At 69.3% G+C, this 25,818-nt stretch carries 26 protein-coding genes and 1 tRNA gene; 15 read left to right on the plus strand and 12 right to left on the minus strand.

What is annotated here, in order from left to right:
• Window positions 1–127: 127 nt before the first annotated feature.
• The 4 genes from MTE01_RS04735 to MTE01_RS04750 all read left to right on the plus strand — a co-directional run bounded on the left by MTE01_RS04735 (window position 128) and on the right by MTE01_RS04750 (window position 5,350).
• Complete coding sequence (locus MTE01_RS04735; protein ID WP_141376003.1) at window positions 128–1,378, plus strand: sugar ABC transporter substrate-binding protein; 1,251 nt, start codon at window positions 128–130, stop codon at window positions 1,376–1,378.
• A gap of 2 nt (window positions 1,379–1,380) precedes the next feature.
• Window positions 1,381–2,487 (plus strand): carbohydrate ABC transporter permease, encoded by a 1,107-nt coding sequence (locus MTE01_RS04740; RefSeq protein ID WP_103206297.1) that lies wholly within the window; start codon window positions 1,381–1,383, stop codon window positions 2,485–2,487.
• A 77-nt stretch (window positions 2,488–2,564) separates the two neighbouring features.
• Window positions 2,565–3,398: a carbohydrate ABC transporter permease gene (locus MTE01_RS04745; protein ID WP_246078022.1), complete on the plus strand. Its 834-nt coding sequence runs from the start codon at window positions 2,565–2,567 to the stop codon at window positions 3,396–3,398.
• Window positions 3,395–5,350, plus strand: a complete 1,956-nt coding sequence (locus MTE01_RS04750) for a glycogen debranching N-terminal domain-containing protein (protein ID WP_141376005.1) — start codon at window positions 3,395–3,397, stop codon at window positions 5,348–5,350. The genes MTE01_RS04745 and MTE01_RS04750 overlap by 4 nt, the downstream gene beginning before the upstream one ends.
• Before the next feature lie 119 nt (window positions 5,351–5,469).
• Here the strand turns inward: MTE01_RS04750 and MTE01_RS04755 are convergent, their stop codons facing one another.
• Window positions 5,470–5,946 (minus strand): YbaK/EbsC family protein, encoded by a 477-nt coding sequence (locus tag MTE01_RS04755; RefSeq protein ID WP_116238991.1) that lies wholly within the window; start codon window positions 5,944–5,946, stop codon window positions 5,470–5,472.
• Between the two features lie 207 nt (window positions 5,947–6,153).
• On the opposite strand from MTE01_RS04755, the gene MTE01_RS04760 reads away from it, so the two are divergent.
• Entirely contained in the window at window positions 6,154–7,227 is a 1,074-nt protein-coding gene (locus tag MTE01_RS04760; RefSeq protein ID WP_141376007.1) for a Glu/Leu/Phe/Val dehydrogenase family protein, read from the plus strand.
• 71 nt (window positions 7,228–7,298) lie between these two features.
• Here MTE01_RS04760 and MTE01_RS04765 read toward each other — a convergent pair whose 3' ends face one another.
• Window positions 7,299–7,637: a histone-like nucleoid-structuring protein Lsr2 gene (locus MTE01_RS04765; protein ID WP_141376009.1), complete on the minus strand. Its 339-nt coding sequence runs from the start codon at window positions 7,635–7,637 to the stop codon at window positions 7,299–7,301.
• Between the two features lie 210 nt (window positions 7,638–7,847).
• Window positions 7,848–8,195: a histone-like nucleoid-structuring protein Lsr2 gene (locus MTE01_RS04770; protein WP_103206291.1), complete on the minus strand. Its 348-nt coding sequence runs from the start codon at window positions 8,193–8,195 to the stop codon at window positions 7,848–7,850.
• A gap of 170 nt (window positions 8,196–8,365) precedes the next feature.
• Here MTE01_RS04770 and MTE01_RS04775 point away from each other — a divergent pair, with 170 nt between their 5' ends.
• A complete protein-coding gene (locus MTE01_RS04775) occupies window positions 8,366–9,865 on the plus strand; it encodes an amino acid permease (RefSeq protein WP_116238994.1) in 1,500 nt (499 codons plus the stop codon).
• Between the two features lie 66 nt (window positions 9,866–9,931).
• Here MTE01_RS04775 and MTE01_RS04780 read toward each other — a convergent pair whose 3' ends face one another.
• Window positions 9,932–10,777, minus strand: a complete 846-nt coding sequence (locus MTE01_RS04780; protein WP_116238995.1) for a helix-turn-helix transcriptional regulator — start codon at window positions 10,775–10,777, stop codon at window positions 9,932–9,934.
• Window positions 10,778–10,877: 100 nt separating this feature from the next.
• Between MTE01_RS04780 and MTE01_RS04785 the strand changes: the two genes are divergently transcribed.
• From MTE01_RS04785 to MTE01_RS04795, 3 genes are all read left to right on the plus strand, one after another.
• Window positions 10,878–11,633 carry an SDR family oxidoreductase gene (locus MTE01_RS04785; RefSeq protein ID WP_103206288.1) on the plus strand — a complete coding sequence of 252 codons (756 nt, stop codon included), beginning with the start codon at window positions 10,878–10,880 and terminating at the stop codon, window positions 11,631–11,633.
• 258 nt (window positions 11,634–11,891) lie between these two features.
• Window positions 11,892–12,635 (plus strand): ABC transporter ATP-binding protein, encoded by a 744-nt coding sequence (locus tag MTE01_RS04790; RefSeq protein ID WP_103206462.1) that lies wholly within the window; start codon window positions 11,892–11,894, stop codon window positions 12,633–12,635.
• On the plus strand, window positions 12,617–14,203 hold the full coding sequence (locus MTE01_RS04795) for a hypothetical protein (protein ID WP_246077979.1): 1,587 nt from the start codon (window positions 12,617–12,619) through the stop codon (window positions 14,201–14,203). The genes MTE01_RS04790 and MTE01_RS04795 overlap by 19 nt, the downstream gene beginning before the upstream one ends.
• Window positions 14,204–14,250: 47 nt before the next feature.
• Here the strand turns inward: MTE01_RS04795 and MTE01_RS04800 are convergent, their stop codons facing one another.
• Window positions 14,251–15,267 (minus strand): hypothetical protein, encoded by a 1,017-nt coding sequence (locus tag MTE01_RS04800; RefSeq protein ID WP_141376011.1) that lies wholly within the window; start codon window positions 15,265–15,267, stop codon window positions 14,251–14,253.
• 48 nt (window positions 15,268–15,315) lie between these two features.
• Here MTE01_RS04800 and MTE01_RS04805 point away from each other — a divergent pair, with 48 nt between their 5' ends.
• A complete protein-coding gene (locus MTE01_RS04805) occupies window positions 15,316–15,507 on the plus strand; it encodes a hypothetical protein (protein WP_103206286.1) in 192 nt (63 codons plus the stop codon).
• Between the two features lie 33 nt (window positions 15,508–15,540).
• On the opposite strand, the gene MTE01_RS04810 is transcribed toward MTE01_RS04805, so the two are convergent.
• A complete protein-coding gene (locus MTE01_RS04810; RefSeq protein WP_141376013.1) occupies window positions 15,541–16,122 on the minus strand; it encodes a LysM peptidoglycan-binding domain-containing protein in 582 nt (193 codons plus the stop codon).
• A 142-nt stretch (window positions 16,123–16,264) separates the two neighbouring features.
• On the opposite strand from MTE01_RS04810, the gene MTE01_RS04815 reads away from it, so the two are divergent.
• Together MTE01_RS04815 and MTE01_RS04820 are read left to right on the plus strand one after the other, a co-directional pair.
• Entirely contained in the window at window positions 16,265–16,705 is a 441-nt protein-coding gene (locus MTE01_RS04815) for a VOC family protein (RefSeq protein WP_141376015.1), read from the plus strand.
• A gap of 2 nt (window positions 16,706–16,707) precedes the next feature.
• The gene (locus tag MTE01_RS04820) at window positions 16,708–17,091 is read left to right on the plus strand and encodes a VOC family protein (RefSeq protein WP_307723124.1); all 384 of its coding nucleotides are present in this window, start codon (window positions 16,708–16,710) and stop codon (window positions 17,089–17,091) included.
• 219 nt (window positions 17,092–17,310) lie between these two features.
• Here MTE01_RS04820 and MTE01_RS04825 read toward each other — a convergent pair.
• The 4 genes from MTE01_RS04825 to galU all read right to left on the minus strand — a co-directional run bounded on the left by MTE01_RS04825 (window position 17,311) and on the right by galU (window position 20,230).
• Window positions 17,311–17,386, minus strand: a tRNA-Ala gene (locus MTE01_RS04825).
• A gap of 150 nt (window positions 17,387–17,536) precedes the next feature.
• The gene (locus tag MTE01_RS04830; RefSeq protein ID WP_246077980.1) at window positions 17,537–18,616 is read right to left on the minus strand and encodes a SepX/GlpR family protein; all 1,080 of its coding nucleotides are present in this window, start codon (window positions 18,614–18,616) and stop codon (window positions 17,537–17,539) included.
• Window positions 18,617–18,698: 82 nt separating this feature from the next.
• Entirely contained in the window at window positions 18,699–19,322 is a 624-nt protein-coding gene (locus MTE01_RS04835) for a GNAT family N-acetyltransferase (protein WP_103206281.1), read from the minus strand.
• A 14-nt stretch (window positions 19,323–19,336) separates the two neighbouring features.
• Window positions 19,337–20,230: a UTP--glucose-1-phosphate uridylyltransferase GalU gene (gene galU / locus MTE01_RS04840; protein ID WP_103206460.1), complete on the minus strand. Its 894-nt coding sequence runs from the start codon at window positions 20,228–20,230 to the stop codon at window positions 19,337–19,339.
• A gap of 62 nt (window positions 20,231–20,292) precedes the next feature.
• Here galU and MTE01_RS04845 point away from each other — a divergent pair, with 62 nt between their 5' ends.
• From MTE01_RS04845 to mscL, 3 genes are read left to right on the plus strand one after another with little or no spacing between them, the layout of a single operon-like run.
• Window positions 20,293–20,889: a 5-formyltetrahydrofolate cyclo-ligase gene (locus tag MTE01_RS04845; protein ID WP_141376019.1), complete on the plus strand. Its 597-nt coding sequence runs from the start codon at window positions 20,293–20,295 to the stop codon at window positions 20,887–20,889.
• Between the two features lie 17 nt (window positions 20,890–20,906).
• The gene (locus MTE01_RS04850) at window positions 20,907–21,176 is read left to right on the plus strand and encodes an FmdB family zinc ribbon protein (RefSeq protein WP_103206279.1); all 270 of its coding nucleotides are present in this window, start codon (window positions 20,907–20,909) and stop codon (window positions 21,174–21,176) included.
• Between the two features lie 34 nt (window positions 21,177–21,210).
• Window positions 21,211–21,630, plus strand: a complete 420-nt coding sequence (mscL, locus tag MTE01_RS04855; protein ID WP_103206278.1) for a large conductance mechanosensitive channel protein MscL — start codon at window positions 21,211–21,213, stop codon at window positions 21,628–21,630.
• Window positions 21,631–21,717: 87 nt separating this feature from the next.
• Here mscL and MTE01_RS04860 read toward each other — a convergent pair whose 3' ends face one another.
• Together MTE01_RS04860 and MTE01_RS04865 are read right to left on the minus strand one after the other, a co-directional pair.
• A complete protein-coding gene (locus tag MTE01_RS04860; RefSeq protein WP_246077981.1) occupies window positions 21,718–21,963 on the minus strand; it encodes a hypothetical protein in 246 nt (81 codons plus the stop codon).
• 7 nt (window positions 21,964–21,970) lie between these two features.
• Window positions 21,971–25,675, minus strand: a complete 3,705-nt coding sequence (locus MTE01_RS04865; RefSeq protein WP_141376021.1) for an AAA family ATPase — start codon at window positions 25,673–25,675, stop codon at window positions 21,971–21,973.
• Window positions 25,676–25,818: the final 143 nt, after the last annotated feature.

A 25,818-nucleotide genomic window follows, 5' to 3' on the forward strand; every position in this document is an offset into this window, starting at 1 on the left:
GCCGGGCACCCTCTTGACAGCCAGGCCCGCCGTTCTTTACCGTTGTCAAACCGTCATTTGAACGTTCAAAAGATGGCCCTCCGAGCACCTGCGGAGGGGTCGCATGCCTCATCGAAGGAGAGAGACAATGACACGGCACACCCCCAACCGCCGGGCGCGAACCTGGCTCGGAGCCGGCGCACTGCTGACCACCGGCGCCCTGGCCCTGACGGCCTGCGGGTCGGGCTTCGACGACACCCCCGGCGAAGGTCAGGCCTCCGGCGGCGGCACGCTCAGGCTCCTCATCGGCTCGTCGGGCGACGCCGAGACGAAGGCCGTCACCGACGCCGTCGCCGCCTGGAGCGAGCAGTCGGGCGTGCAGGCCGAGGTCCAGACCGCCAACGACCTCCCCCAGCAACTCTCTCAGGGCTTCGCGGCCGGGTCTCCGCCCGACCTCTTCTACCTCGCCCCCGAGGCCCTCGCCGGCTACGCCGCAAACGGCTCGATCGCCGCCTACGGCGACGACCTGGCGAACAAGGACGATTTCTATCCATCGCTCGTCGACAACTTCACCGTCGACGGGAAGTTCTACTGCGCACCCAAGGATTTCTCGACCCTGGCCCTCATCATCAACACCGACCTCTGGTCGGCGGCAGGGCTGACGGATGCCGATGTCCCCACGACCTGGGACCAGTTGGCATCCGTCGCCCAGAAGCTCACCACCGACGGCCGCGTGGGCCTGGCGTTCGGCGCCGAGTACCAGCGCATCGGAGCCTTCATGGCCGAGGCCGGCGGCGGACTCGTCACCGACGGCAAGGCCACGGCGGACAGCTCCGCGAACGTCGAGGCGCTGAATTACGTCAAGACGCACCTGAATGACGGCACGTTCGCGTTCGCGTCCGACGTGGGCGCCGGGTGGGGCGGCGAGGCGTTCGGCACCCAGAAGGCCGCGATGGTCATCGAAGGCAACTGGATCACCGGCGCCATGTCGGCCGATTACCCGGGCGTGAAGTATCAGGTCGCCGAACTGCCCGCGGGTCCCGGTGGCAAGGGCACGCTGCAGTTCACCAACTGCTGGGGCATGGCCGCCGACAGCGGCAACCAGGATCAGGCGCGCTCGCTCGTCGAGTACTTGACCTCCACCGACCAGCAGCTGGCGTTCTCGAAAGCCTTCGGCCCGATGCCCTCGATCCAGTCGGCCGCCGACGCGTGGAGCGCGGCGAACCCCGACCTCACGGCGTTCCTCTCCGGTGCCGAGAACGCGCAGTTCCCGCCGAACATGGCCGGCGCCGCCGACGTCATCACCGACTTCAACGCCCAGCTGGAGTCGCTGAAGACGGGTGACCCGCAGGCGCTGCTGCAGACGGCGCAATCCAACCTCGAGGCCATCACGAAGTAGCCATGAGTGCTCTCACCTCAGCGCCGCGTCGCGCCGGATCCTCCTCCCCGGGAATCCGGCGCGGCGAGGCCGCCGCCGGCTGGCTGTTCACCGCCCCCGTGCTGATCATCCTGGGCGTGTTCCTGCTCGTCCCCGTGCTCATGGCGCTGTGGGTGAGCTTCTCTGACTGGACCGGGCGCGGCAGCCCCTTCTCGCCCAACGTCGGCTTCGTCGGTCTCGACAACTACGCCGCCGTCACCACAGGCGGCGGTCTCGCCGAGCGCGACTTCGGCACGGCGCTGCGCAACAACGCCTGGTACGTGCTGCTGGTCGTCCCCCTTCAGACGGCACTGTCACTGTTTCTCGCGGTGCTGGTCAACCGCGCGATCCTCCGCGGCCGGGGGCTCTTCCGCACGGCCTTCTACTTCCCCTCGGTCACGAGCTCGGTGGCCATCACCGTGCTGTGGCTCTTCCTCTTCTCGGCATCCGGAGCCGTCAACGAAGTACTGTCGTGGCTCGGCATCAATGGACCGAACTGGTTCAGCGATCCCTCGGGCGTCGTGCACAACCTGCTCGGCGCCGTGGGGGTGACCAGCGGCCCCGCGTTTCTGACCGGTAATACGCTGCTCGGCGTCTCGTGGTGGGACTGGCTCGCCGGTCCGTCTGTCGCGATGTCGGCGTTCATCCTCATGGCGGTCTTCACCACCTCGGGCACGTTCATGCTGTTGTTCATCGCGGGCCTGCAGAACATCGGTGCCGATGTGCAGGAGGCCGCCATGATGGACGGCGCGAACGGCTGGCAGCGGTTCTGGCGCGTCACCCTTCCGCAGCTCAAGCCCGTGCTGTTCACGGTGCTGACCCTCGGCCTCATCGGCACCTGGCAGGTGTTCGACCAGATCTACACGGGCACCCAGGGCGGCCCGGGCAAGACGACACTCACCCCCGCCTACCTCAGCTACTCCTCGGCGTTCCTGTCGCAGCAGTGGGGCCAGGGTGCGGCCATCGCTTTCGTGCTGTTCGTGATCATCGTGGCGCTGACGATCCTGCAGCGGTTCGTGCTGCGCGATCGTCCCGTGTCGAAGCGGCGCCTCCGCCAATACGACGTGCACACGAAAGCAGCTCGACGATGACCGCGACCGCATCCCCACAGACCACGGTCCTCGCCGAACAGCGCCTCGGCGGACCCGAGAAGCCGACGAAGCACCGCATGTCGCGCAAAGCCCTCGGCTGGCAGATCGGCCTCTACGCCCTTCTGGTCGTGCTCGCCGTCATCTACATCTACCCCTTCCTCGTACAGGTGGCGACGTCGTTCAAGACGGATGCCTCGGCGGCGGCCGACCCGATCTCGCTCGCGCCGCAGCCTTTCACGTGGGCGGCGTACGAACGGTTGTTCCTCAACTCCGACTTCCCTGTATGGTTCGGCAACTCCGTCGTGGTCACCGTCTTCGTCACCGCGGGGCGCGTGTTCTTCAATTCGCTCGCCGGATACGCGCTCGCGCGGCTGCAGTTTCGGGGGCGCGGTCTCGTCTTCGCCGGACTCATCGCGGTCATGGCTGTTCCTACCGTCGTGCTGCTCATCCCGAAGTTCCTCGTGATCAACCAGCTCGGCATCTACGACTCCTACGCCGGCATGATCCTCCCGCTGCTCGTTGATGCCGCGGGCGTCTTCATCATGAAGAACTTCTTCGAGTCGATCCCACCGTCCGTCGAGGAGCAAGCGCGCATCGACGGGGCGGGGACCTTTCGCATCTTCTGGTCGGTCGTCCTTCCGATGGCTCGACCCGCGCTCATCACGATCGTCATCCTGTCGTTCCAGGGATCGTGGAACGAGCTGAGCCACTTCGTCATCTCCACCCAGTCCCCCGAGCTGACCACCCTGACCAAGGGCGTGGCCTCTCTGGCCAGCGGGCAGCTCAGCCAGGGCAGCCAATTCCCCCTCAAACTCGCGGCCGCGGCCATCATGACGATTCCCGTCGCCGTGGTGTTCTTCATCTTCCAGCGCCGCATCATGAACGCCAGCGAAGGAGCCGTCAAAGAATGACCACCGCCCCCACGACCACCCCGCCCGCCGCAACCGCCGTCGCCCCGGCTGCTCTGCAACCGCTGCTGAACGACGCCCTGATCGTGCTGCGCGCCCCGACCCAGGTCTGGTCCGACACCACGGGCGACATCGGCTCCGCTGCCGTGCACGGGGTCTACCACGGCGACGTGCGGCACGTCCGGGCACTGACCGTGTCGTGCGACGATTCCACGATCGAGTGGATCTCGACCGCTCCCGACGGAGCGTCGCGCGTGGTCTTCGGCGGGCTCCTGCGCGGGATCGACGACACGACCCCCGACCCCAAGGTGCGGCTTCTGCGCGATCGGCGGGTTGCCGACGGCGTCGTCAGCGAGTCGTGGACCCTGCGCTCGCGTCTCGACCGGCCCGTTCGCGCCGCATTGCGTCTGCGGGTCGAGCCCGAGTTCGCGCATTTGCACGAGGTGAAGTCCGGTCACGCGCTCGCTCGCAGCACCGACGTGACGGTCGACGGTGGTGGCGCGCGCGTCAACGCCGGCGCTCTGGGGCTCGAACTGATCGCTCCCGGGGCCCGGGTGGCATCCGGCGTCGACGGCGTGGTCGCCGTCTGGAGCGTCGAGGTGCCCGCGTTCGGCGAGGTCGAGATCGGCTGGTCGCTCAGGCTGCGCGATGACACCCTCGTTGTGGACTCCGCCACCGCGCCCGCCCGGTGGGATGCCGCGGGCGTCGCCGCCGGAGCTCCCGACGCGCGCCTGTCCCGGTGGCTGCGGACGGCCCTCGACGATCTGGACGCCCTGCGTCTGGCGCTTCCCGACCACCCGCTCGATGAATTCTTCGCCGCCGGGGCACCGTGGTTCTTCACCCTGTTCGGACGCGACTCCATCTGGGCCGCGCGCCTCACCCTGCCGGTGGACCGTGAGATCGCGGCATCCACCCTCCGCGTGCTCGCGCGCCTGCAGGGGACTGATGACGACGCACAGACGGCGCAGGAGCCCGGCAAGATCCTGCACGAACTGCGTGCTTCCGCGCTCGAGATGCCGGGTGAGGGGATCGTGCTGCCCCCGAAGTACTACGGCAGCGTCGACTCCACTCCGCTGTGGATCTGTCTGCTGGCCGATGCCCACCGTGCCGGCATGCCCGACGGCGAGGTGCGCGAGCTGCTGCCCGCGCTCCGCCGGGCGCTCGGCTGGATCCGCGACTACGGCGACAGCGACGGCGACGGCTTCCTCGACTACATCGACCGGCTCGGCACGGGCCTGTCGAATCAGGGGTGGAAAGACTCCGGCGACTCGGTCCAATGGCGCGACGGCAGCCTCGCCGAGGGACCGATCGCCCTCTGCGAGGTGCAGGCCTACGCCTATGAGGCCGCTCTCGCCGGCGCCGACCTGCTCGAGCGTTTCGGAGACACCACCGATGCCGACGACATCTCGTTCTGGCGCGTCTGGGCTGCCGATCTCAAGACGCGTTTCGCCTCGACGTACTGGGTCGAGACGCCCGAGGGACGGTATCCGGCGATCGCGCTCGACCGCGACAAGCGCCCCGTCGACTCCCTCACCAGCAACATCGGGCATCTTCTCGGCACCGGCATCCTCTCCTCCGACGAAGAGGTGCACGTCGCCTCGCTGCTGCTCGGTGAGACCATGTCGAGCGGTTTCGGCATCCGCACATTGTCGACGGACGCCGCGGGGTATTGGCCCCTGTCCTACCACGGGGGCAGTGTCTGGGTGCACGACACCGCGATCGCGGCGCACGGCATGCTGCGCGCGGGACTCGTCGAGTCGGCGCGGGCGGTGGTGGAGGGGCTGCTGGATGCCGCCGAGGGCTTCGGGTACCGCGTTCCCGAGCTGCACGCCGGCGATCCGCGGTCACACTCGTCCGTGCCGACGCCCTACCCGGCCGCGTGCCGGCCCCAGGCGTGGTCGGCAGCCGCCGCGGTGGTGTGCCTGACCGCGCTCGCGCCCGCCCCCGGGGAGTGAGCCCGCCGGGCGGTGGTGGCCCGAGCGCCACCGCCCGGCGCCCCCTCCGCGGTGGGGCGCCAGAAGTGGCCCCGGGCCACCCCCGTGGCTTTGGGTCCACAGCCGACCGCCGCGCGACCTCACGCCACCCGCGTGACCGTACCGCCGGTCAGCCGCACGAGCTCGGCGAACGTCAACGGGAACACGGTGTGCGGGGTGCCGCCCGCGGCCCAGATCTCGGGAAAAGCGGCGAGATCCTCGTCGACGACCGTGGTCAGTGGTTGCGGGTGCCCGGTGGGGGCCACTCCCCCGATGGGCTGCCCGGTGGCGGTCAACACCTGATCGGGGGTGGCACGATGGATGCCGCTGCGTCCGAGCCGCTCGGCCAGAGCCGTCGTGTCGACGCGGTGTGCGCCGCTGGTCATGACGAGCAGGGGTTCGTCGTCACTCCAGAACACAAGGCTGTTCGCGATGGCCCCGACGTCCACCCCCAGGGCGGCGGCCGCGAGAGCCGCGGTGGATGCGGCATCGGGGAGTACGACGATCTGACCGTCGATTTCCGCGGCCTGCAGGGACGCGGCGACGAGACGACTGCGGGTGGGGAGGGCGTCGGACATGCCGCCCAGCCTAGGTCCGTCTGCGTGTCCCCCGCCCCCGCCCGCCGTCACACGATCCGCTCGAGGTCGTATGGTGTGGCGCCGTCCGGGCTCCCCGTCGCTGCACTCGCATCCGACCGCCTCACCCGTCAGAATGGATGCCGGATGTCGCAACGCCGCGGCCTCCGAGAAGCGCTGCCCACAAGGCGGCCGACGACAAGGAACGCGATGACCAACGCTCTGCCCCTGCCCGAATTCACGCACGAACGCGTGGAGGTGATCACGGGGCGACGCAGCGGTCTGCTCGTCGCCGTGGCTCTGCACTCCTCCGTGCTCGGTCCCGCACTCGGCGGTGCGCGCCTGTGGACGTACCCCTCGTGGACCGACGCGCTCGGCGACGCGCTGCGCCTCTCGGCGGCGATGACGCTCAAGAACGCCGCCGCCGGTCTCGACGCGGGAGGCGGCAAGTCCGTGATCGGTCTTCCCGAGGGCACGGTGCTCGACCCCGACCGGCGGCGAGCCGCCTTCCTCGACCTCGGCGATGCCGTCGACAGCCTCGGGGGTCTCTACCGCACGGCCGAAGACGTGGGCTCGACAACCGACGACATGCTCGTCGTCAGCGAGCGCACTCCGCACGTCGTCGGTCTGCCCGACGCCGTCGGCGGCTCGGGCGAGCCCGCGGGCCCCACGAGCCTCGGCGTCTACGCCTCTCTCGTCGCGACCCTCGAGCGCGCCGTCGGCACGGGCGACGTCGCCGGTCGTCGCATCACGATCGCCGGCCTCGGACAGGTCGGTGGGCGTCTCGCCGAGCGCCTGGCCGCCGAGAACGCCGTTCTCACCGTCACCGACGTGAACCCCGCCAAGCGCGCCCTCGCCGTCGAACTCGGCGCGGCCTGGGTCGAGCCGAGCGAGGCGCATCTCATCCCCGCCGACGTCTTCGTCCCCGCGGGCATCGGCGGCGTCCTCACCGACGAGGTCATCGACGCACTCGACGCGCGTGCCGTATGCGGTCCCGCCAACAACCCGCTCGCCGATCGCTCCGGTGCCGACCGACTCGCGGCGCGCGGGATCCTCTACGCCCCCGACTTCGTCGTCAACGCCGGAGGTGTCATCTATCTCGACCTGGTGGCCAAGGAGCGCGGCAGCATCGACGAGATCATGGCGCGGGTCGCCGAGATCGGCGACACCGTCCGCCGCGTCTTCGACGAAGCCGCGACCCGCGGGGTGACCCCCCTCGCCGCAGCCGAGGGGCTCGCCGCCGAGCGACTCGCCGCGGGAACGGGCCGCGCCGCGCTCGTCTAGATCACCGGCCGAACGAAAAAGAACCGGATGCCACCCGAGCGGGGGGCATCCGGTTCTTTCTCGTCAAAGGGTCAGTGAGCGGCGTCGTAGGCCGTGAGAACGGAGGCGGAAATGCGTCCTCGATCATTGATCGGAAACCCATTCTTCTGAGCCCACGCTCGCACGTCGACCAGGTCGCGGGTCGGAATGGCGCGCCCTCGCGGAGTGCGTCGAGGGAGGGTCGAAGAAGACCCGATCGATCGGGCGGCGGAAATGAACGGCCGAAAAGCGTTGCGGAGCTTCTCGGCGTTTTCGGCAGACAGATCGATTTCGTAGGAACGGCCTTCCACGGAGAAGGTCAGAGTCGTTCCGTCTTCGATGACCGATCCATCGAGATCGTCGATCGTCTGGGTGATGTGCTTTTTCGCCATGCCGCGACCATATGCCGCCGACGAGGCGCATTCCGGGCCACGCTTCCAAAATTCACCCGTCAGCTCGCCCGCTTTCACCGGCCCCGGCCGCCGAGGGAGCCTTCCGCATTCCTCCGCGGTTTCCGCGCGTCTACGGACGACGGGGGCGGCCGAACCGACATCCTCTCGGCCGGTGCTTTCGCGAGCGGCCGAGAGGATAAGAGGGAGAGGTCAGGAATTGGCCTCGGTGTACGCGTCGAGAATCGTGGCGGGAACCCGACCACGGTCGCTGACGGTGTGTCCGTTCGCGCGCGCCCATTCCCGAACGGCGCCGAGATCGACGTCGTTCGAACGACGGGCCGCCCGCGGCCGACGCGCGGCCGAATTGCCTCGGGACACCGAACGAGCGGCATCCACGAACGGGGCGATCGCCGAGTAGAACTTGTCGGCATTGCGGTCGGAGAGGTCGATCTCGTAAGCGCGACCTTCGACGGAGAAGGTGATCTGCTTTCCTTGTCCGTCTTCGAGAACGGAGCCGTCGAGGTCGTCGACGAGGTGCGTGATGTGCTTCATAGCCATAATACGAAAAACCTTACACCCGCATTCGATGAATTTCCCGCATAAGTCGATTCTGGTAAAGGCGCGCTCGTCCAGCCCCCCGAACGGATAGGCACGGCGCCCGTCGGGGGACTATCCTCCACGGGTGGTGTTCGCTCCCAGGACATCACTCGAGACAGAGGAAGCGTCGCGTGAGCCTTTTCCGTACCAAGTCGGTGGAGCAATCCATCGCCGACACCGATGAGCCGGAGTTCCGCCTCAAGAAGTCCCTCAGTGCTGTCGATCTGACCGTCTTCGGCGTCGGCGTCGTGATCGGCGCGGGCATCTTCACCCTGACCGGTCGAGCCGCCCATGACGTCGCCGGCCCCGCCGTGGTGATCAGCTTCATCGTCGCCGCGATCGCGTGCGGTCTGGCAGCCATGTGTTACGCCGAATTCGCTTCGACCGTCCCCGTTTCGGGGTCGGCGTACACCTTCTCCTATGCCTCTCTCGGTGAGCTCTTCGCCTGGATCATCGGCTGGGACCTCATTCTCGAGATGTTCCTCGGCGCGAGTGTCGTCGCCCAGGGATGGAGTGCTTATCTCGGCACCTTCCTCCAGCAACTGGGGATCGTCCTTCCACCGGAGATCTCCTACGGCGGTGTCGTCGATCTCCCGGCGATTCTGCTCGTCCTGGTGCTCGGTGGTCTGATGACCCTCGGCATCAAGGAGTCCCTGCGGGTGAACCTCGTTCTCGTGGCCGTGAAGCTCTTCATCGTGCTCTTCGTCATCATCGCGGGCATCATGTTCATCAACCCGGCCAACTACAGCCCCTTCGTGCCGGACTCCGTGCCGACCGAGTCGGCGTCGGGTCTCACCCAGCCGCTCCTGCAGTTCCTGTCGGGCCTGCAGCCCGCCACCTTCGGTGTCGGCGGCATCCTGGCCGGTGCAGCCCTGGTGTTCTTCGCCTACATCGGCTTCGACGTCGTGGCGACCACGGCAGAAGAGACCAAGCGCCCCCAGCGCGACCTGCCGATCGGCATCATCGCCTCGCTCATCATCTGCACGATCCTGTACTGCGCCGTGGCGATCGTCGTCACGGGCATGGTGCCCTACTCCGAACTGAACCCCTCGGCAGCCCTCGCCAACGCTTTCGCGTTCCACGGTCAGACGTGGATGGCCACCGTCATCGCCGCGGGCGCCGTCGCCGGTCTGACGACCGTGGTGCTGACCCTGATGATCGGCGCGACCCGCATCATCTTCGCCATGTCGCGGGACCGCCTGCTCCCCGGGGCGCTCGCGAAAGTGCACCCACGCTTCCGCACCCCGTGGGTCATCTCGATCCTCGTCACCGTGATCGTCGCGATCGTGGCCGGCGTCACGCCCATCGGCGTGCTGGAAGAGATGGTCAACATCGGAACGCTCTCCGCGTTCGTGCTCGTGTCGATCGGCGTGATCGTGCTGCGCCGCAAACGCCCCGACCTCAAGCGCGGTTTCCGCGTGCCGTGGAGCCCCGTGCTGCCGATCCTGTCGGCACTGATCTGCACGTACCTCATGCTCAACCTCTCGGTCGAGACCTGGCTGCGGTTCCTCATCTGGCTGGCCCTGGGCTTCGCGATCTATTTCGCGTACTCGCGCAGCCACGCCCGCGTGGGCACGGGCGCCTCGCTCGACCCGACGAAGCCGAACGTGGTCTCTCCACCGAAGGAATGACCCGAGCAGGCACCGGATGCCACGCCCCGTCGTTCTCAGGACGCTCGGGGCGTGGCATCCGTCGTTTCACCGCGAGGCGAAGCGCTGTGAGCCGAGGACGCCGAGCAGACGGATCTTCTCCTCCGCCGCGCTGCGCGGCTGCGGGGTGAGCACGAGCAGGGCCTGTGCGCGATCCTCGGTGAAGAGCACCTGGCAGTCGACCTCGATCTCCCCCAGCTCGGGGTGCACGAGCACCTTGTGGTCGGCGAAACGCTGCGCGACCTCCTGCCGCTCCCACAGCGACCGGAATTCCTCGCTGCGGCGTTGCAGTTCGGCGACGAGCTCGCCGGCAGTGGACGCGGGCCCCAGCACGCCGTACGCCGCGCGCACCCCGGCGACGATGGCGCGACTCTGCCTCTCGCGGTCGTGAGCGGGGTACTTCCGGCGCTCGTCGCCGGGGCGCGTGAACCACCGCCACGCTTCGAAGCGGTCCCAGCCGCGGGCGCCGGCGTGGTCTCCGAGCAGTGCCGCCGCCAGAGGGTTCTGCAGCAACGTCTCACCCAGGTGCGAGATGACCAGGGCGGGCGTGTCGTCGAGGCGCGCGAACACGCGCTGCAACGCCGGCACCACATGGTCGGCGCGGCCGAGACGATCGGGCACCGCGTGGCCGGCGAGACGGAAGAGGTAATCGCGCTCGTCGATGCCGAGGCGCAGGGCGCGGGCGAGGGCCGCGAGCATCTGGGTGCTCGGTTGCGGTCCCCGCGCCTGCTCGAGGCGCGTGTAGTAGTCGGTCGACATCGTGGCCGCCTGCGCGACCTCCTCACGACGCAATCCGGCGGTGCGGCGACGGGCGCCGGACACGAGACCGATGTCCTCCGGCCGCAGCGCCTCACGCCGCGCCCGCAGGAACTCCGCCACCCCCGTGCGATTCATGACCTCATCCTCGCGCGTCGAGCCGTCGGCATCCAGGGATCGACGATCCCCCGATCGACGGGGCCTGGATGCCGTGCGCGCGGCAACGAAGACTGGGCTCATGAACATCACCGGAAACACCGTCTTCCTCCCCGGCGCCACCAGCGGGATCGGCCTCGCCCTCGCCGAGCGACTGCGTGACGCGGGCAACACCGTCGTCGTGGGCGGCCGACGTCGCGAGCGTCTCGACGAGCTCGCGGCCTCGGAGGGTTTCGACACGGTGCTCATCGACACCGCCGACGCTGATTCGATCCGCGCTGCGACCGCCGGGGTCGTGAGCCGTCACCCCGACCTGAACGTCGTCATCGCAATGGCCGGGATCATGCGCGTCGAGGACTGGACCGCGGGCCCCGAGGTCCTGGCATCCGCTGAGGAGACCGTCATGACGAACGTGCTCGGTCCCCTGCGGCTCATCGCGCACCTGCTCCCTCACCTGCAGAGCCGACCGGATGCCACGATCATGACCGTCTCGTCGGGTCTGGCGTTCGTGCCGCTGCGCGCAACCCCCACCTACAATGCGACGAAGGCCGCCATCCACCTCTTCAGCGAGTCGCTCCGCCTGCAGCTCGAGGGGACGAGCGTCTCGGTACTCGAACTGGAGCCGCCGTCGGTCGCCACCGACCTGCTGCCCGGGCAGCGCGAGAGCTCTTTCGCCATGAATCTGGAGGAATTCGCCGATGAGGTCATGGCGATCCTCCGCGATCAGCCCGACGTGGCCGAGGTGCAGGTCGAGCGTCTGGCGTTCCTGCGCCGCGCCGAGGCCGAGGGGCGCTATGCCGAAACGGTGCGACAGCTCAACGCCGCCGACCCGCACTGAACCGCCCCGGGCGATACCCACCCGGGTGGTCGGGGCGGCCTTCGCGACTCCCACGGGCGGCACGAGGCCGTCGCCGTGCGAGCGGAGGTCGTCGACGCCATCCGGTACGGAGAACGAAAAGTTCCGCGGCGGGGCTGGGATCGCCCCGCCGCCCGCCGATAGGTTCGGGACGTGACCGACATTCCTCGTGACGCCCCCCAGCCGTCCGCTCTGCCCGAGGCGGTGGCACCGCCCGCCTCCCGCGATTCGCTTCCGGCGATGCAGCTGGCGGGTCTGGCGAAGCACTTCGGGCAGAAGGTCGCGGTGGCCGGTCTCGACCTCACCGTCCCGACCGGGTCGTTCTACGGTCTGGTCGGTCCCAACGGCGCGGGCAAGACCACCACGCTGTCGATGGCGACCGGACTTCTGAGGCCGGATGCCGGCACGGTCGGCATCCACGGAGTCGATGTCTGGACCCACCCGGTCGAGGCGAAGAAGCTCATCGGCAACCTCGCCGACGGCGTGCGTCTGTTCGACCGGCTCACCGGCGAACAGCTCGTCACCTACACCGGCATGATGTTCGGCCTCACGCGTGACGAGGTCGGCGCCCGCACGGCCGACCTGCTGCAGATCATGGACCTCACCGAGGCCGCAGGCACCCCCGTCGTCGACTACTCCGCGGGCATGACCAAGAAGGTCGCCCTCGCCTGCGCTCTCGTGCACGCTCCACGTCTGCTCGTCCTCGACGAGCCCTTCGAGTCCGTCGACCCGGTGTCGGCTGCCAACATCGAAGACATCCTGCGCGGCTACACCGCCTCGGGCGGAACGGTCATCGTCTCGAGCCACTCGATGGACCTCGTGCAGCGCATGTGCGACCACGTCGCCATCATCGCGCAGGGCCGATTGCTGGCATCCGGGACCGTCGACGAGGTCCGAGGTGGACAGACCCTGCAGGACCGCTTCGTCGAGCTGGTCGGCGGACGCCACCACGCGGAGGGGCCGCAGTGGTTGCGACAGTCCTGAAAATCCGGTTCCGCGTCCTGGGCAACACCCTGATGCGGAGCCCGATGCAGATGGTCGGCTTCATCTTCGGAGTGATCGGCGCGCTGTGGATGCTGCTGCTCGTCGGCGTCGGGCTCTTCTTCGTCGGCACGCTCGACCTCGACATCGCGCGGTCCGTGATCACTGCCGCGGGGGCGCTGCTCACCCTCGGGTGGGTCGTGGGCCCGATCTTCGCCGCGGGGCTCGACACGACGCTCGACCCCGCCAAGCTCGCGCCCTTCCCGATGACGACGCGGCAGATGATGGTCGCGATCACCGCGGGAGGGCTCACGGGGGTGCCGGGCATCACGACCGCGGTCGGTTCGCTCGCCGTGTTCCTCGTGTGGGCGCGGTACCCGGTCGCGGCCGTCGCCGCGCTCGTGTGCGTTCCGCTGGGCGTCGTGATCTGCGTCGTCGCCTCGCGCGCGGTGGCCGCCCTCGCCGCCGGCATCGGCGGAGGCCGCCGCACCCGCGAGATCATCGGCCTCGTCGGTTTCGCCCTCGTCATCTTCGCGAGTCCGATCTTCATCGGCATCACCGGCGCTCTGGTCTCGGCGAGCGAGCAGGGGGTTCAGCTGCAGGCCCTCGTCACGGGTCTGTCGTGGACGCCGATCGCCGCCGCGTGGGCGGTGCCCGGAGACCTCGCAGGGGGCGCCTGGACCACGGGGGTGCTGAAGCTCGTGATCGCCGTCGTCACCCTCGCGGTGCTGTGGTGGCTCTGGCAGCGGAGCCTGTCGGCATCCCTCGTCGGTCCTCCGGCACGCGCGGCCACGCGTCGCCCGTCCGGATCGCTGGGGTGGTTCGGCGTCATGCCCTCGAACCCCGTCGGGGCGACCTGGGCGCGCTCCCTCACGTCGTGGACGCGCGACTTCCGCTACCTACGGCAGCTGCTGCTGATTCCCTTCGCCCCCGTCCTCGTGCTGGTCTATTCGCGCGGCGACCTCGACGGACCGTTCTTCGCGGCCTCGGGCCTGCTGGTCGGATTCTTCGCCGGCATCCTGGCGTACACCGACGTGTCGTACGACGGCACCGCCTTCGCCACGGTGCTGCAGACCGGTATCCGCGGGCGCGCCGACCGGCTCGGACGCATGCTCGGGTCGGCGACCGTGAGCATCCCGCTGGTGCTGCTCGCCGACGTCGTGACACTGGCGATCGTCGGCAAGTGGGAGTTGCTCCCCGCGGTGATCGGCGGCTCGATCGGCCTCACGCTGGTGGGGCTCGGTGTGAGCGCCGTGAGCTCGGCCCTCCTCGTGGTGCCCACGCCCGCCCCCGGCGATTCGCCCTTCAAGCGGGTGCCCGGCTCGACGTTCACGATGTTCCTCGCGTTCTTCCTCTGCTGGGCCCTGGTCGCCGTGCTGGCGCTGCCCGCTGTCGTACCTGCCGTGATGGCGATCTTCTTTGGGGTGACGGACGCCGGCTGGGTCTCCCTCGCGATCGGACTCGTCTGGGGCGTCATCGTCTTCGCGGGCGGCGTACTCATGGGCGGCGCGCGCTTCGACGCGAGCGCGCCGAGGCTGCTCGCGCAGCTGCGGACCTTCACGGGCGCCTGAGACCGGATGCCGCGCGCCGACACCGAGCTTCCTCGCCGTTCTGCCTGTCAGACAAGTCCGAGCAGCCGGCACAAACCCGCGACGACGAAGACACCCGGTACGAAGATGGCGGCGATAAACCCCGCAGACAGCCGAACACGCAATCTCCGTCCGTGCGGGGCGACCTCGCCTGACCGAAGCGAACGATCGTCGCGGTAACGCTGCGTCTGCGAACGCACCCTTGTGCCGAGAACGCTCACCATCGTTAGGAGCGCCACGAATTCCTGTTCCCGCCAGAGGCGCCAGGGCCTGCGGGCGGTGAGCACGAACCAGCCGTCGACCAGCTCGGCTTGGCAGTCGGCGGCCACATCCAGCATCCGCTGCATGACGTCGGGAGTGAAGACGTAGAGGGCGTCGCGCTCGTAACCGGCTGGCACGTAAAGCGAAAAGGTGCGGTCGAAGTCACCCTCGAGGCGCAACCGCTGACCGCCCCGCACTTTCGACGCAAACCCGTCTCGAGCGCGAGCGCGACGATTGTGGACCACGATGTGCGGCGTCTGCACCTCAAGCGTGATCGCCACAATACCGCGGTGGCGCACCGCCCGTGCGAATTCGGGCCCGACGCTGGCGGCGGTGAACACCGGCCACCGCCCGGCCGAGCGGGGGCGCAGGGCATGCGTGGCGACCGCGCCCGGAAGAGACACGACGGCCGTCCCCGGCAGGTCGACGACGCGAGGGTGGACGTCGAAATCGAGCCCGTTCGATGCGGCAGCGCGGGCGACGCGCACGGCGCGCACGGCGTCTCTCCACGCGACAGCGCACCACCATGCCGCAAGCAAGCCCGACAGGACGAACACCGCGCCCGTGATCGTGTCGGCGGTCGCCGACGGCAACTTCGCTACCGGCACGTAGAGCGATAAGAACACCGCCTGCGCGGCGAGATAAAGGGTGCAAACGACGATTTTCGCTTTCCACCGTCTTCCCAGTGGCGTGCCCTGGGCTCGGTCGAAGCGGCGGACGTCGTGCATAGCCACCGGACTTCGGAGTGCGCCGAGATCAAAAGTGTCGGCGAGGCTGTCGGTCATACGTCGACAGTAGTGACGCAGGAGGGCCGCGCTGCTTCTCGGGAGGTTGTGCATCCCGTCTTCATCCCCGCCATCCTCGCGGTCTTCGCGGGCGCGACGGGCGCGGGGTGGGTGTCGCTCGGCATCGGACTCGTCTGGGGCGCGGTCGTCTTCGCGGGCGGGGTGCTCATCGGCGGCGCGCGCTTCGACGCGAGCGCGCCGAGGCTGCTCGCGCAGCTGCGAACGTTCGCGGGCGCCTGAGACCGGATGCCGCGCGCCGGTCTCGGCGTGGGCTCAGTCGTCGTAGGGGTAGTCGAAGACGAAGCCCGGGACGGCCGCGGGATCCAGCACGAGCACTTGGCCGGGGTGGATCGTGCTGCCGGGGATGCCGTTCAGCGTGGTGAGCGAGAGAGGGTTCCAGATGCAGAACCGGTCGCCGATCGCGGCGGGGGTGTCACCGGGGGCCACGGTGTACGTAGCGATGCGTCCATCTTCCATGGACGTGGGGGTTCCCGCCGCGAACTCGCGGACGCCCGTGTCGACGAGCTTTCCGAACAGACTCGCGGTGGGGGCCTGCCCGTCCTGACTGCCCATGTGGATGTAGGCGGGTTCCGTGCAGTCGCCTAACCCTCCCCCGGGGATGTACGTACCGTTGCCGACGTCGACGTACCCCTCGGGCGGTCCGTAGGGATCGGCAGGGGCGGATGCCGTGGGCGTCGTCGCGTCGTTCGGAATCACTTCCAGCGACGACGTGAGGCCCGCGGCCACCGTGGCGACCGTCCCCAGCGGCGCGAAGGCCGGCACCGTCAACGCCGCCAATCCCACGACCACCGCGCCGCACACGAGGCCGACGATGACCTTGGCAGACGGCTTCATGGTGTCGAGCATGCCAGGCGGCGTCGTCGAGCGCCATTGCCTCGGGGCGTGGTTCGTTCGGTGCTCGCGGCGGGCGGGCCATCGCGGTCACCACGCACGGGTCTAAGGTGAGGGCCACCGCCCGCCGCCGGAAGGATGCCTCATGGCCACCTCGCTCGTCGTCTACATCTCGTTCGCCGGAGCCGCCCGAGAGGCAATGACTTTCTACGAGTCGGTCTTCGGCGGCGAGCTCAAGATCAGCACCTTCGGAGACTTCGGCATGACAGACGCCCCCACCGACGGTGTGATGCACTCCGAATTGCGTGCCGACGGCTTCACCGTGATGGGAGCCGACGCCTTCGGCGAGCCCGAGGGCGGCTGGGGCGCGAATCGCGTACACGCCGCGTTCATGAGCGACCAACTCGATCGCGTGCGCGGCTTCTACGACCGCTTCGTCGAGCGGGGCTCCGAGGTCGTGCAGCCGCTCGAGAAGCAGATGTGGGGCGACCTCTACGGCGAGGTGACCGATCCGTGGGGCGTGGCCTGGATGTTCAACATCGCTGCCCCCGGCGGCTGGGCCGAGAGCGGGAGCGTGAGCTCGTGAGCATGCGCCTCGAGCTAGTCCCCCTGCCCGTGTCCGACGTCGACCGAGCCATCTCGTTCTACCGCGACGTCGTAGGCTTCGTCCTCGACCACGACGTCTCCCCCGGAAACGGCATGCGTGTCGTCCAGCTCACCCCGCCCGGCTCCGCCTGTTCGATCTCCTTCGGCGTCGGAATGGGGGCTGGGACGCCGGTGTCGAACCTGCACCTGGTCGTCGACGACCTGGACGCCGTTTGCGCCGACCTCGCCGCGAAGGGCCTCGAGGTGTCGCCGGTGCAGGACATGGGCGGCGGGGTGCGCTATGCATTCTTCGCAGATCACGACGGCAACTCCTGGGCCCTGCAGGAGATCCGCGCGGGAGCGCGGCTTCCCGATCCCGTGTCGTAGGCACCGGACGCGCCTTCAGGCGCGAGTTCGAGGGAAGTCCGGATGCCGCGCCGCCCGCCGTTCACCCGCGCTCCGGCCTCTCATCCGTGAATTCCCGGCGACCCCTTGGAGCGGCGACTTCGACGCTCTCCGGGCGCGCCCGTGGGCGCTCGGTTCCTGAACGATTCCGTTCGAAAAAGAAGAAGGCCCCCGCTGGACGGAGGCCTTCTCGTGGTGTTCTGGTGGACCTGAGGGGATTCGAACCCCTGACCTCCTCGATGCGAACGAGGCGCGCTACCAACTGCGCCACAGGCCCGGAAACCTCGTAAACACTATCACGTCATCCGCGCTCACCTCGACGCGCGTCGGCATCGTCGGGCACGCGAGGAGCGGCGTATGCCGCTGGCAGCATCGGTCGAGAAGGCGGTCGACGGAGCACGCCCGCCACCCGCGGAAGAGACCGGCGTCACTCCCCCGACGCGCGACGCGCCAGGAGCCGCTGAACGTGATCCTGGATCTCGGAATCATCCACGTACCCCATCGCGGCATACGGCGACGGAGCGGGGGCGACAGCGGCCGGACGGGCCGTCTCGATCGGGGTGGGGGCCTGCTGGGCGGCGAGCTCGCGCGCGGCCTCCTCGCGAGCGGCGGCACGCAGCGCCTCGCGGGCGATCTGCTCGTCGACCACGGCGGCAGCACGTGACCCGGCCGACGCCACGAGCGGGCGCGGAAGTTCGCGAGGCGTCCACGTAGGGCGCGGCTCGGGCACCAGGGAAACGTCCTGCACTTCGGTCGCGACGGTGCGCTTCGCCACTGAGGTCGCGACGGATACGGGCGCCGTGCGGGCGGCCACGACCGAGATGCGACGGAGGACGACGAGGGATGCCACGACGACGACCGACCCGAGGGACAGCAGCGCCGGCACTCCCCCGGTGACGACCTGCACGAGGCCGACCAGCGCGGCGACGAGGCCCGAAAGGGCCACCGTGGTCACGCTGAGACGGAAGCGGCGTCGCGCACGGGCTCGACGCGCCTCGGGCCGCGCAACGGCCGCGGCGCGCTCGGCGTGCGCCCGCTCGACGGCGGCGGCACGCTCGGCGCGGGTCTTCTCGAGGGCGGCGGCGCGTTCGGCTCGAGCGACCTCGACGGCCGCGGCACGCTCGGCACGAGCCAGGTCCACGGCCGCGGCGCGCTGCTCCTTGACGACATCGCGGTCACGGGCACTCTCGAGGCGAGCGACCTCGAGCCGCGCCTTGGCCGCAGCGAGCTCGGTCTGAGCCTTCTCGGCTTGGATCTGGCGCGCGAGCTTCTGCTGTTGGTGAGCGGTACGTGCCGTCAGCTCGAGCCGTACCTCGCGCGGCGTCTCGGCCGTCTCGGCGAGCACACGAAGGGCCTGGTTGAGGCGCACGGCATTGCGTTCGGCGGAGGTGAAGCGATGACGGCTCTGCCACGACGGAAGCAGGTACACGAGCCAGAGCGCGACCGCGACGAAGAAGATCACGCCGCCGCTGAGAACCTGCCCACCCATGCCATAAAGGTAGGTCACCGAGAGATCACACCTCGGCATCCCCCGGCGTGTCGTGACGAGACTTTCGTCGATGGAGCGAGAAAGGCCGGAGCCGGGTCGCTCAGTTGCGGTCGGCCGGCGGAACGCGCGCCGCGTCGGGCGGCACCTGCCCCCGCACGAACCGGTCGAGCACCCCGTAAGGAACCTCTTCGCGCACCAGGGCGAAGGCGTAGTGGTCACGCCAATCGCCGTCGATGTGGATGTACTTGCGCCGCAGGCCCTCGTACCGGAAGCCGAGCTTCTCGACGACGCGCAGGCTCGCGTGATTCTCGGGGCGGATGCAGATCTCGACGCGATGCAGGTTCAGCTCCGTGAAACACACGTCGGTCGCCATCGCCACGCCGATCGTCGTGATGTTGCGGCCGGCGAACTCCTCTGCCACCCAGTACCCGATGGTCGCCGAGGCCAGCGACCCACGCGAGACACCCCACACGTTCAGCTGCCCGGCGACGTCGTCGTCCCACGCCATCACGAAGGGGACGCCGACGCCGTCACGGTACTGCTGCAGAAGACGGCGGATGCCGAGGCGCATGTCGAACGACACGGGGCCGTCGGGACTGGTTGCCTCCCACCGCTTCAACCACGACCGGTTGTCGATCAGCTGCTGCTGAAGGACTCGCGCGTCGCGGTTGCGGATGAGACGGATCGACACGTCGCCGTGCCGCCGAGGGACGGACAGATCCATGGCATCCTGCCGGGTCAGAGACCCTGCGCGAACTCCTTGAACCACGGACGGAGGGCGGGACCGAGGTCGTCTCGGTCGGCCGCGAGCTGCACGATCGCCTTGATGTAATCGACGCGGTCGCCCGTGTCGTAGCGGCGCCCGCGGAACACGACACCGTAGACGCCACCGCCGTCGCCACCACCGGTCGCGAGCTCTTCGAGGGCATCGGTCAGCTGGATCTCGCCGCCCTTGCCGGGCTGGGTGCGCTCGAGGATGTCGAACACGTCGGGGCCGAGCACGTAGCGACCGATGATCGCGAGGTTCGACGGGGCGTCTTCGGCCTTGGGCTTCTCGACGAGCTGCGTGACCTTGACCACGTCTTCTTCGTCGGTCGCTTCGACAGCGGCTACACCGTAGAGGTGGATGTGCGCGGGGTCGACCTCCATGAGCGCGATGACGGTGGCACCGCCGCGCTTGTCGTACTCCTCCATCATCTTGGTGAGCAGCGGGTCGCGCTCGTCGATGAGGTCGTCGCCCAGCAGCACGGCGAACGGGTGGTCGCCCACGTGACTGCGGGCACGCAGCACTGCGTGGCCCAGGCCCTTGGGCTCACCCTGACGGACCATGTGGATGTCGGCGAGGTCGGACGAGTGCTCGACCTTGGCGAGCTTGTCGTCGTCGCCCTTCTCGCGCAGCTTCGCCTCGAGCTCGGGCATCGAGTCGAAGTGGTTGGCGATGTTGTTCTTGTTGCGGCCGATGATGATGAGCACGTCCTGGATACCGGCGCCGGTGGCCTCTTCGACGACGTACTGGATGGCCGGCTTGTCGACGACCGGCAACATCTCTTTGGGCATCGCCTTCGTGGCGGGCAGGAAGCGCGTACCGAGTCCGGCGGCCGGGATGACGGCCTTGAAGGGCTTGTGAGGCATGGGCATACCCTAGCGGGGTCCTGCGCCACCGGCGGCAACGCGCCCACCCCTAGACTTATCGCATGCCGGATCGTATCGAGCAGGCCAAGCGCGCACTGCGCGCCGATCTGCGCGAACGCCGCCAGACCATCTCCGCGCACGCCCGCGAGGTGGCCGAGGCCGGCGTCGCAGAGCAACTCGACGCCCTCGTCGCGCGTCTCGGAGCCCGCAGCATCTCGTGCTTTCTGTCGACGCCCACCGAGCCCGGCACCCACGCCTTCGTGCGCGCGGCCCTGGATCGCGGCATCCGGGTCCTGCTCCCGATCACCCGCGAAGACGGGCTCCTCGACTGGAGCGTGGCCACCGCCGACACCGAGATCACCGAGGGACTGTTCGGTCTTCCCGAGCCGGTGGGAGACGTGCTGGGGCCGATCGCGGTCAACGACGTCGACCTGCTGATCATCCCCGCGGCCGCCGTCGATCGACAGGGCATGCGCCTCGGGTGGGGACGCGGCTACTTCGACAAGACCCTCGGCTCGATGGAGAAGTGCCCGCCCGTCTACGCGGTCATCTTCGACACCGAGCTCATCGACGACGTGCCGCGCGACGTGCACGACCAGCCCGTGACGGGCGTGGTCACCCCCACGCGCACGCTGCCGCTCGCCGCCCACACCTCCTGAACACCCGAAGGACGCTCATGCCCACCTACTCCTACGCCTGCAAGCAGTGCGGTCACCGTTTCGACGCCGTGCAGTCGTTCTCGGATGCCGCCCTGACCGAGTGCCCCGAATGCGGCGGCGAGGTGCGCAAGCAGTACGGGTCGATCGGCGTGACCTTCAACGGCTCGGGCTTCTACCGCACCGACTCGCGCGGTTCGTCCTCGGGCGCAAGCGGTGGCGGCTCGTCCACTTCTTCGACATCATCGAAGTCGGAATCGACGTCGTCCGCCTCGCCCTCGGCTTCTTGAGCCCGAGTCGGCGCGGCCTGAGAGGAACCAGCGCATGATCAAGGGATTCAAGGAGTTCATTCTCCGAGGAAATGTCATCGACCTCGCCGTCGCGGTGGTCATCGGAGCCGCGTTCACCGCGGTCGTGAACGCCATCGTCAGTTCGGTGATCACCCCGCTGATCTCGGTGTTCTACAAGCCCGCAGAGAACGGCGAGGTCGGCCCGTCGATCACCGGCATCTACGGCCAGGAAGTGGTCTTCCCCCTGCCCGCCCTGCTGTCGGCGATCATCAGTTTCTTCGCCGTCGCGCTCGTGGTGTACCTCGTGTTCGTCTACCCCATGAACCGGTGGAAGGCCATCGCCGCCGCGCGCGCGGGAGTCAACGAGCCCGCCGCGGACGAGCCCAAGCTGCCGACCGAGCAGGAACTGCTCGTGCAGATTCGCGACCTGCTGGAGCGGCAGAACAAGCTCTGAATCGATCTCAGGCCACCGAGACGGCGCCCGCGCCGGGACCACGTCCCGGGGTCGGGCGCCGTCTCGCGTGATCGGGCGCCCCGCGGGTCAGTAGTGCGGGGGGACGTCGCGCATCATGCGCTCGTCGTTGGGCCCGGATGCCGTGGGCCGAGCACCTACGCCGCGCCCGGGGTCGTCGGCGGGCGCGGGCTCCGCGGTCGTGCCCGGGGCGGCGAGCAAGCGCGCACGCCGCGCACCGCGCACCCGGACGACGGGCTGACGCTCGGCGCCGGACTCCATCGCGCCCGCGTCGGGAGCGGCGGCCCGGCCGGCGGCATCCGGTGACTCGCTCATCGCTCGCTCAGTCGGGAAGATCGAGCGATTCGGTGGTCGCGTCGGGTGCGGCCGCGCCGGCGGGCGCGATGCCGAGGAGCTCCCCGATGCGGGAGGCCACTCCCGCGGGGTCGCTGTACAGGTCGAAGGCGTGCACACGCACGTAGTGCCAGCCGAGCCGGCGGAGGATCTGCGGTCGCAGGCGGAGCGTCTCGCGCAGCGACTCGCCGATCGTCTCGGGGTCGCTCTCGGCGACGACGGCCTTGCCCTGATAGCGAGCGACGATGGGGAGCAGACCGCGGTAATCGACGTCGACCTCGATGCCCAGTCGGCGCAGTTCGCGTGCCAGGGCGCGCGTCAACGGGTCGGCGAGGTCTTCGAGACGGGCCTCGCGGTTGCGCGAGGCGAGGTTGCCGAGGATGCCCATGAGGGTGGCAGCGCCGTGCTCGAGACGGCCGTCGTCGAACGCCGAGGGGCGGATGGACGACACGATCACCATCGAACGACGCGCACGCGTCATTCCGACGGTGAGGAGCCGTTCGCCGTCGGGCGTCGACAGGTCGCCGAAATCACTCAGCACGCGGCCGTGGCGCGTGAGACCGAAGCCGAGCGAGAACACCACGCGGTCGCGACTCTCGGCCACCGACTCCTCGAGGGTGAGCACGGCGAAGGGCTCCGCGGCATCCCGCGAGATGAACTCCGCCACGTCGGACCGGCCGGCCAGCGCCGCGACCACCGAGGCGCGCACGCGCTCGGCGTGCGTGCGGCTCGCGGTGACGACCATGAGCGACTCGGAGGCACGGTTGACCGCGTGCTCGACGACGAGGGTCACCACACGAGCGACCTCGGCGTCGGGGCTCTCGACGGCACCGCTGACGGGATCGGGGGCGCCGACACCGCCCTCGACGTAGTCCACGCTGAGGCTGCCGCGACCGAGGTACGAACCCGCCCACGGGAGCGAGACGATCTCTCCCCCGTAGAAGGCGTCGTTCACCAGCTGGGAGAGGTCTTCGCCGCCCGCGCGATAGCTCCGCGTGAGCGTTTCGACAGGCAGGAGCTCGGCGACGCGCTCGAACACCGAGGTGCCGTCGAACGGCACCTCGTCGGCCTCGTCGGGAGTGCCGAGGATCGACGCGCTGACCCTGAAGGGCGTCGGCTTCTGCACTACCGGGTCACCGAACAGCACCACCTGACGGGCGCGCCGCAGAGCCGGAGCCGCTTCGGCGAGGCAGAGAGCGGCGGCGTCCGCGATGATTACGACGTCGAACGCGAGATCGGTCGGAACGTCGGGCACCTCGTAAGGCGACGCGAGCCATACCGGGGCGAGCGTGCGCAGCAGGGTGGGGGCGGCATCCGACATCTCCTGCGCGGTGTGCAGGCCGTCTTTCAGCACGCGCTTGAGAGCGGCCGCCTCGTCGGAGTGGTCGACGATGCCGATGCGCCACTGCGTCGCGAGCTGCGCGGCCAGCAGGGGACCCGCGGCGGCGGCATGCGCCTCGTCGACGAGACGGAAGTCGCGCTCGAGGCGGTCGACGACGCTCGTGTTGGCACCGAGCAGGGCACGGTCGGTGCGGAGCAGATGCTCGAGGGCCGACTGCCACCACGCGAACTCCAGCTCGGCGCCGACCCGCTCCTCGGGAACGTGGCGAACCGAGAGTTCGACGAGCAACTGCTCGAGGCCCAGGCGCGCGAGCTCGGAGCGCAGCTGGGCCCGCTCGACGAGGTTGTCGAAGAAGGTGGACTCGGCGACCAGACCCGCGAGCGTGCGGACGAGTCTTTGAACGGGCAGAGTCGCCAGGCGCTCCGAGCCCTGGCGTCCGAGGATCTGGTCGAGCTCGCCGAGCAGGGCGTCGGTGCGCTGCCACGCGACGTTCACGTCGGCGAGACCGAGAGGCACCTCCGGCGTCACGCCGGCCTCGACCACGCGCTGCCATTCCGTGCGCTGCTGCTGGATGCGCACGAGCGCCTCGTACATGTCGGGCACGTGCACGCCCGGACGCACGTACTCCTTCGACAGACGCTTGAGACGGCGACGGTTCGGACCGCTCATCGCGGAAGCGTCACGGCGCGGCGAATGGGCGTCGATGAGCTCGCCCAGCGGGCGCTCGAACACCGTCGGGCTGAAGCGGTCGAGCGACTCGCGGATCCCCTGCAGGAGCTTGAGGTACGAGCCGAGTTCCGACACCGTCTGGAACGGGCGCATGCGCGTCTGGGCGATGAGCTCGTAGCCGCGCTCGAGCAGGCGAGGCACGTCGCTGGTGTGGAGCTTGCCGGCCAGGTCATGCGCCGCCCGCGCGTCTTCGGTGCGGGAGAAGCTCACGCCGTACCAGGGCGAGTCGTCGGGGCCGAAGCGGAATTCGCCGAGGCGCGCCGCCATCGCGAGGGCCCGGGCGGCGGCATCCCGTCGTCCGGCCAGACGCTCGAGGGTCGCCAGATCGAAGCGGGCCTCGGTCGAGGGGGCGGGAGAGGTGGATGCCAGCGATGTCAGCGCGCGGAGGATGTCGAGCGCGGAGACGCCCAGGGCCAGATGCGGCTCGGTCACGGCGGAGCGGTAGTCGCGCAGGACCGTCCGCAGGCGCACGAGGGCATCGTCGATCTCGGCGACCTTGGGCTGCTCGGCCTTCTCGTTGCGGCCGATCGCGCGGATGAGATCGCGGCGGACGTGGTGGGGCGAGACCGCCAGGCCGGTGAGACCCACTCCGGCGAGACGGTGACGGATGCCGTCGAGAGTCGACCGACGAGCGCTGACGACCAGCACCCGCTTGTTGTCGTGGACGAGCTGCCCGATCGCGTTGATGACCGTCTGCGTGCCGCCGGTTCCGGGAAGCGTGTGCACGACGAGCGACTGACCGGCCGCGATGCGCGCGAGCACGCGCTCCTGCTCGGCATCGGCATCGAGCAGGAGGGTGTCTGCGGCGGGCGTGCGCTCGTCGGGGCCGATCACCTGCGGGTCGTCGCGGCGGACCGTGATGCGCGCGCGGTCGTCGGGGTGGCCGGCGAGCGCGTTCAGGAGCGTGTGGTCGAGGTCGTGCGTGTCGCGGGCCATGCCCGAACCGACGTCGGCGAAGGACGAGATCACCAGACGCGGGTGCACGACGAAAGTCGGCACGTGAGAGGTGAGGCGACGGATGTGATCGATGACGGGCTGCGGCTTGAACACGCCCTGGTCGTACGCGAGGCCCGCGAGGGCGGCGGGATCGATCTGGATGCCGAGGTGCGTGCGGAAGGCGCGGGCGAGTTCGGGGTTCATCACGAACGCGCCGTGCAGCTTGAGCTCGAAATCACCGTGGTGGCGGCGGATGGCGAGCGGGCGGAGGAGGACCGGAGCGGACCACTCCACGCCACCGACCTTCCAGGCCGACAGGCCCACGGCGAGGTGCACCGGCTCCAGGCCGCGGGCGGTGCGGAGCTCGACGTTCTTGGCCGTGATGCGCTCGGCAGCCATGCGCGCGGTGCGCAGGGCGACCTCGTCACGGAAGAGGTTGGACAGCATGGTCGCGCGGCCGGTGATGAACTGCGGAAGCGAACCGGGGTGGGCCTTGGTGATGTCGATGCCCGCGTCGCGCGCATCGTCGAAGCGCAGGAGGGTCGAGCGGCCGCCGAGGGCCGCCGCCTCGGCGCGGATGCGATCGCGTTCGGGGTCGGCCACGTGGCGAACCACGATGCCGGGTTCCGACAATCGCAGCTCGCCGGGATCGACGGACGACACCGTCTCGTCTCCGTCAGTGCCCATCACGGCACCGTCCTCAGCTCGCCACACACCTGTCAGACTAAGCCGGGCAGTGCGGGATCGTGCGCAGCGGGCCCGAGTTTCGCGGTAATCGGCGACACGCCGCGTCATCGGCTCTTCCTCCACAGGCGGAGAGTTCGCGGCAT

The sequence above is a fragment of the Microbacterium testaceum genome, assembly GCF_006539145.1.
In the GTDB taxonomy this organism is placed as follows: Bacteria; Actinomycetota; Actinomycetes; order Actinomycetales; family Microbacteriaceae; genus Microbacterium; species Microbacterium testaceum.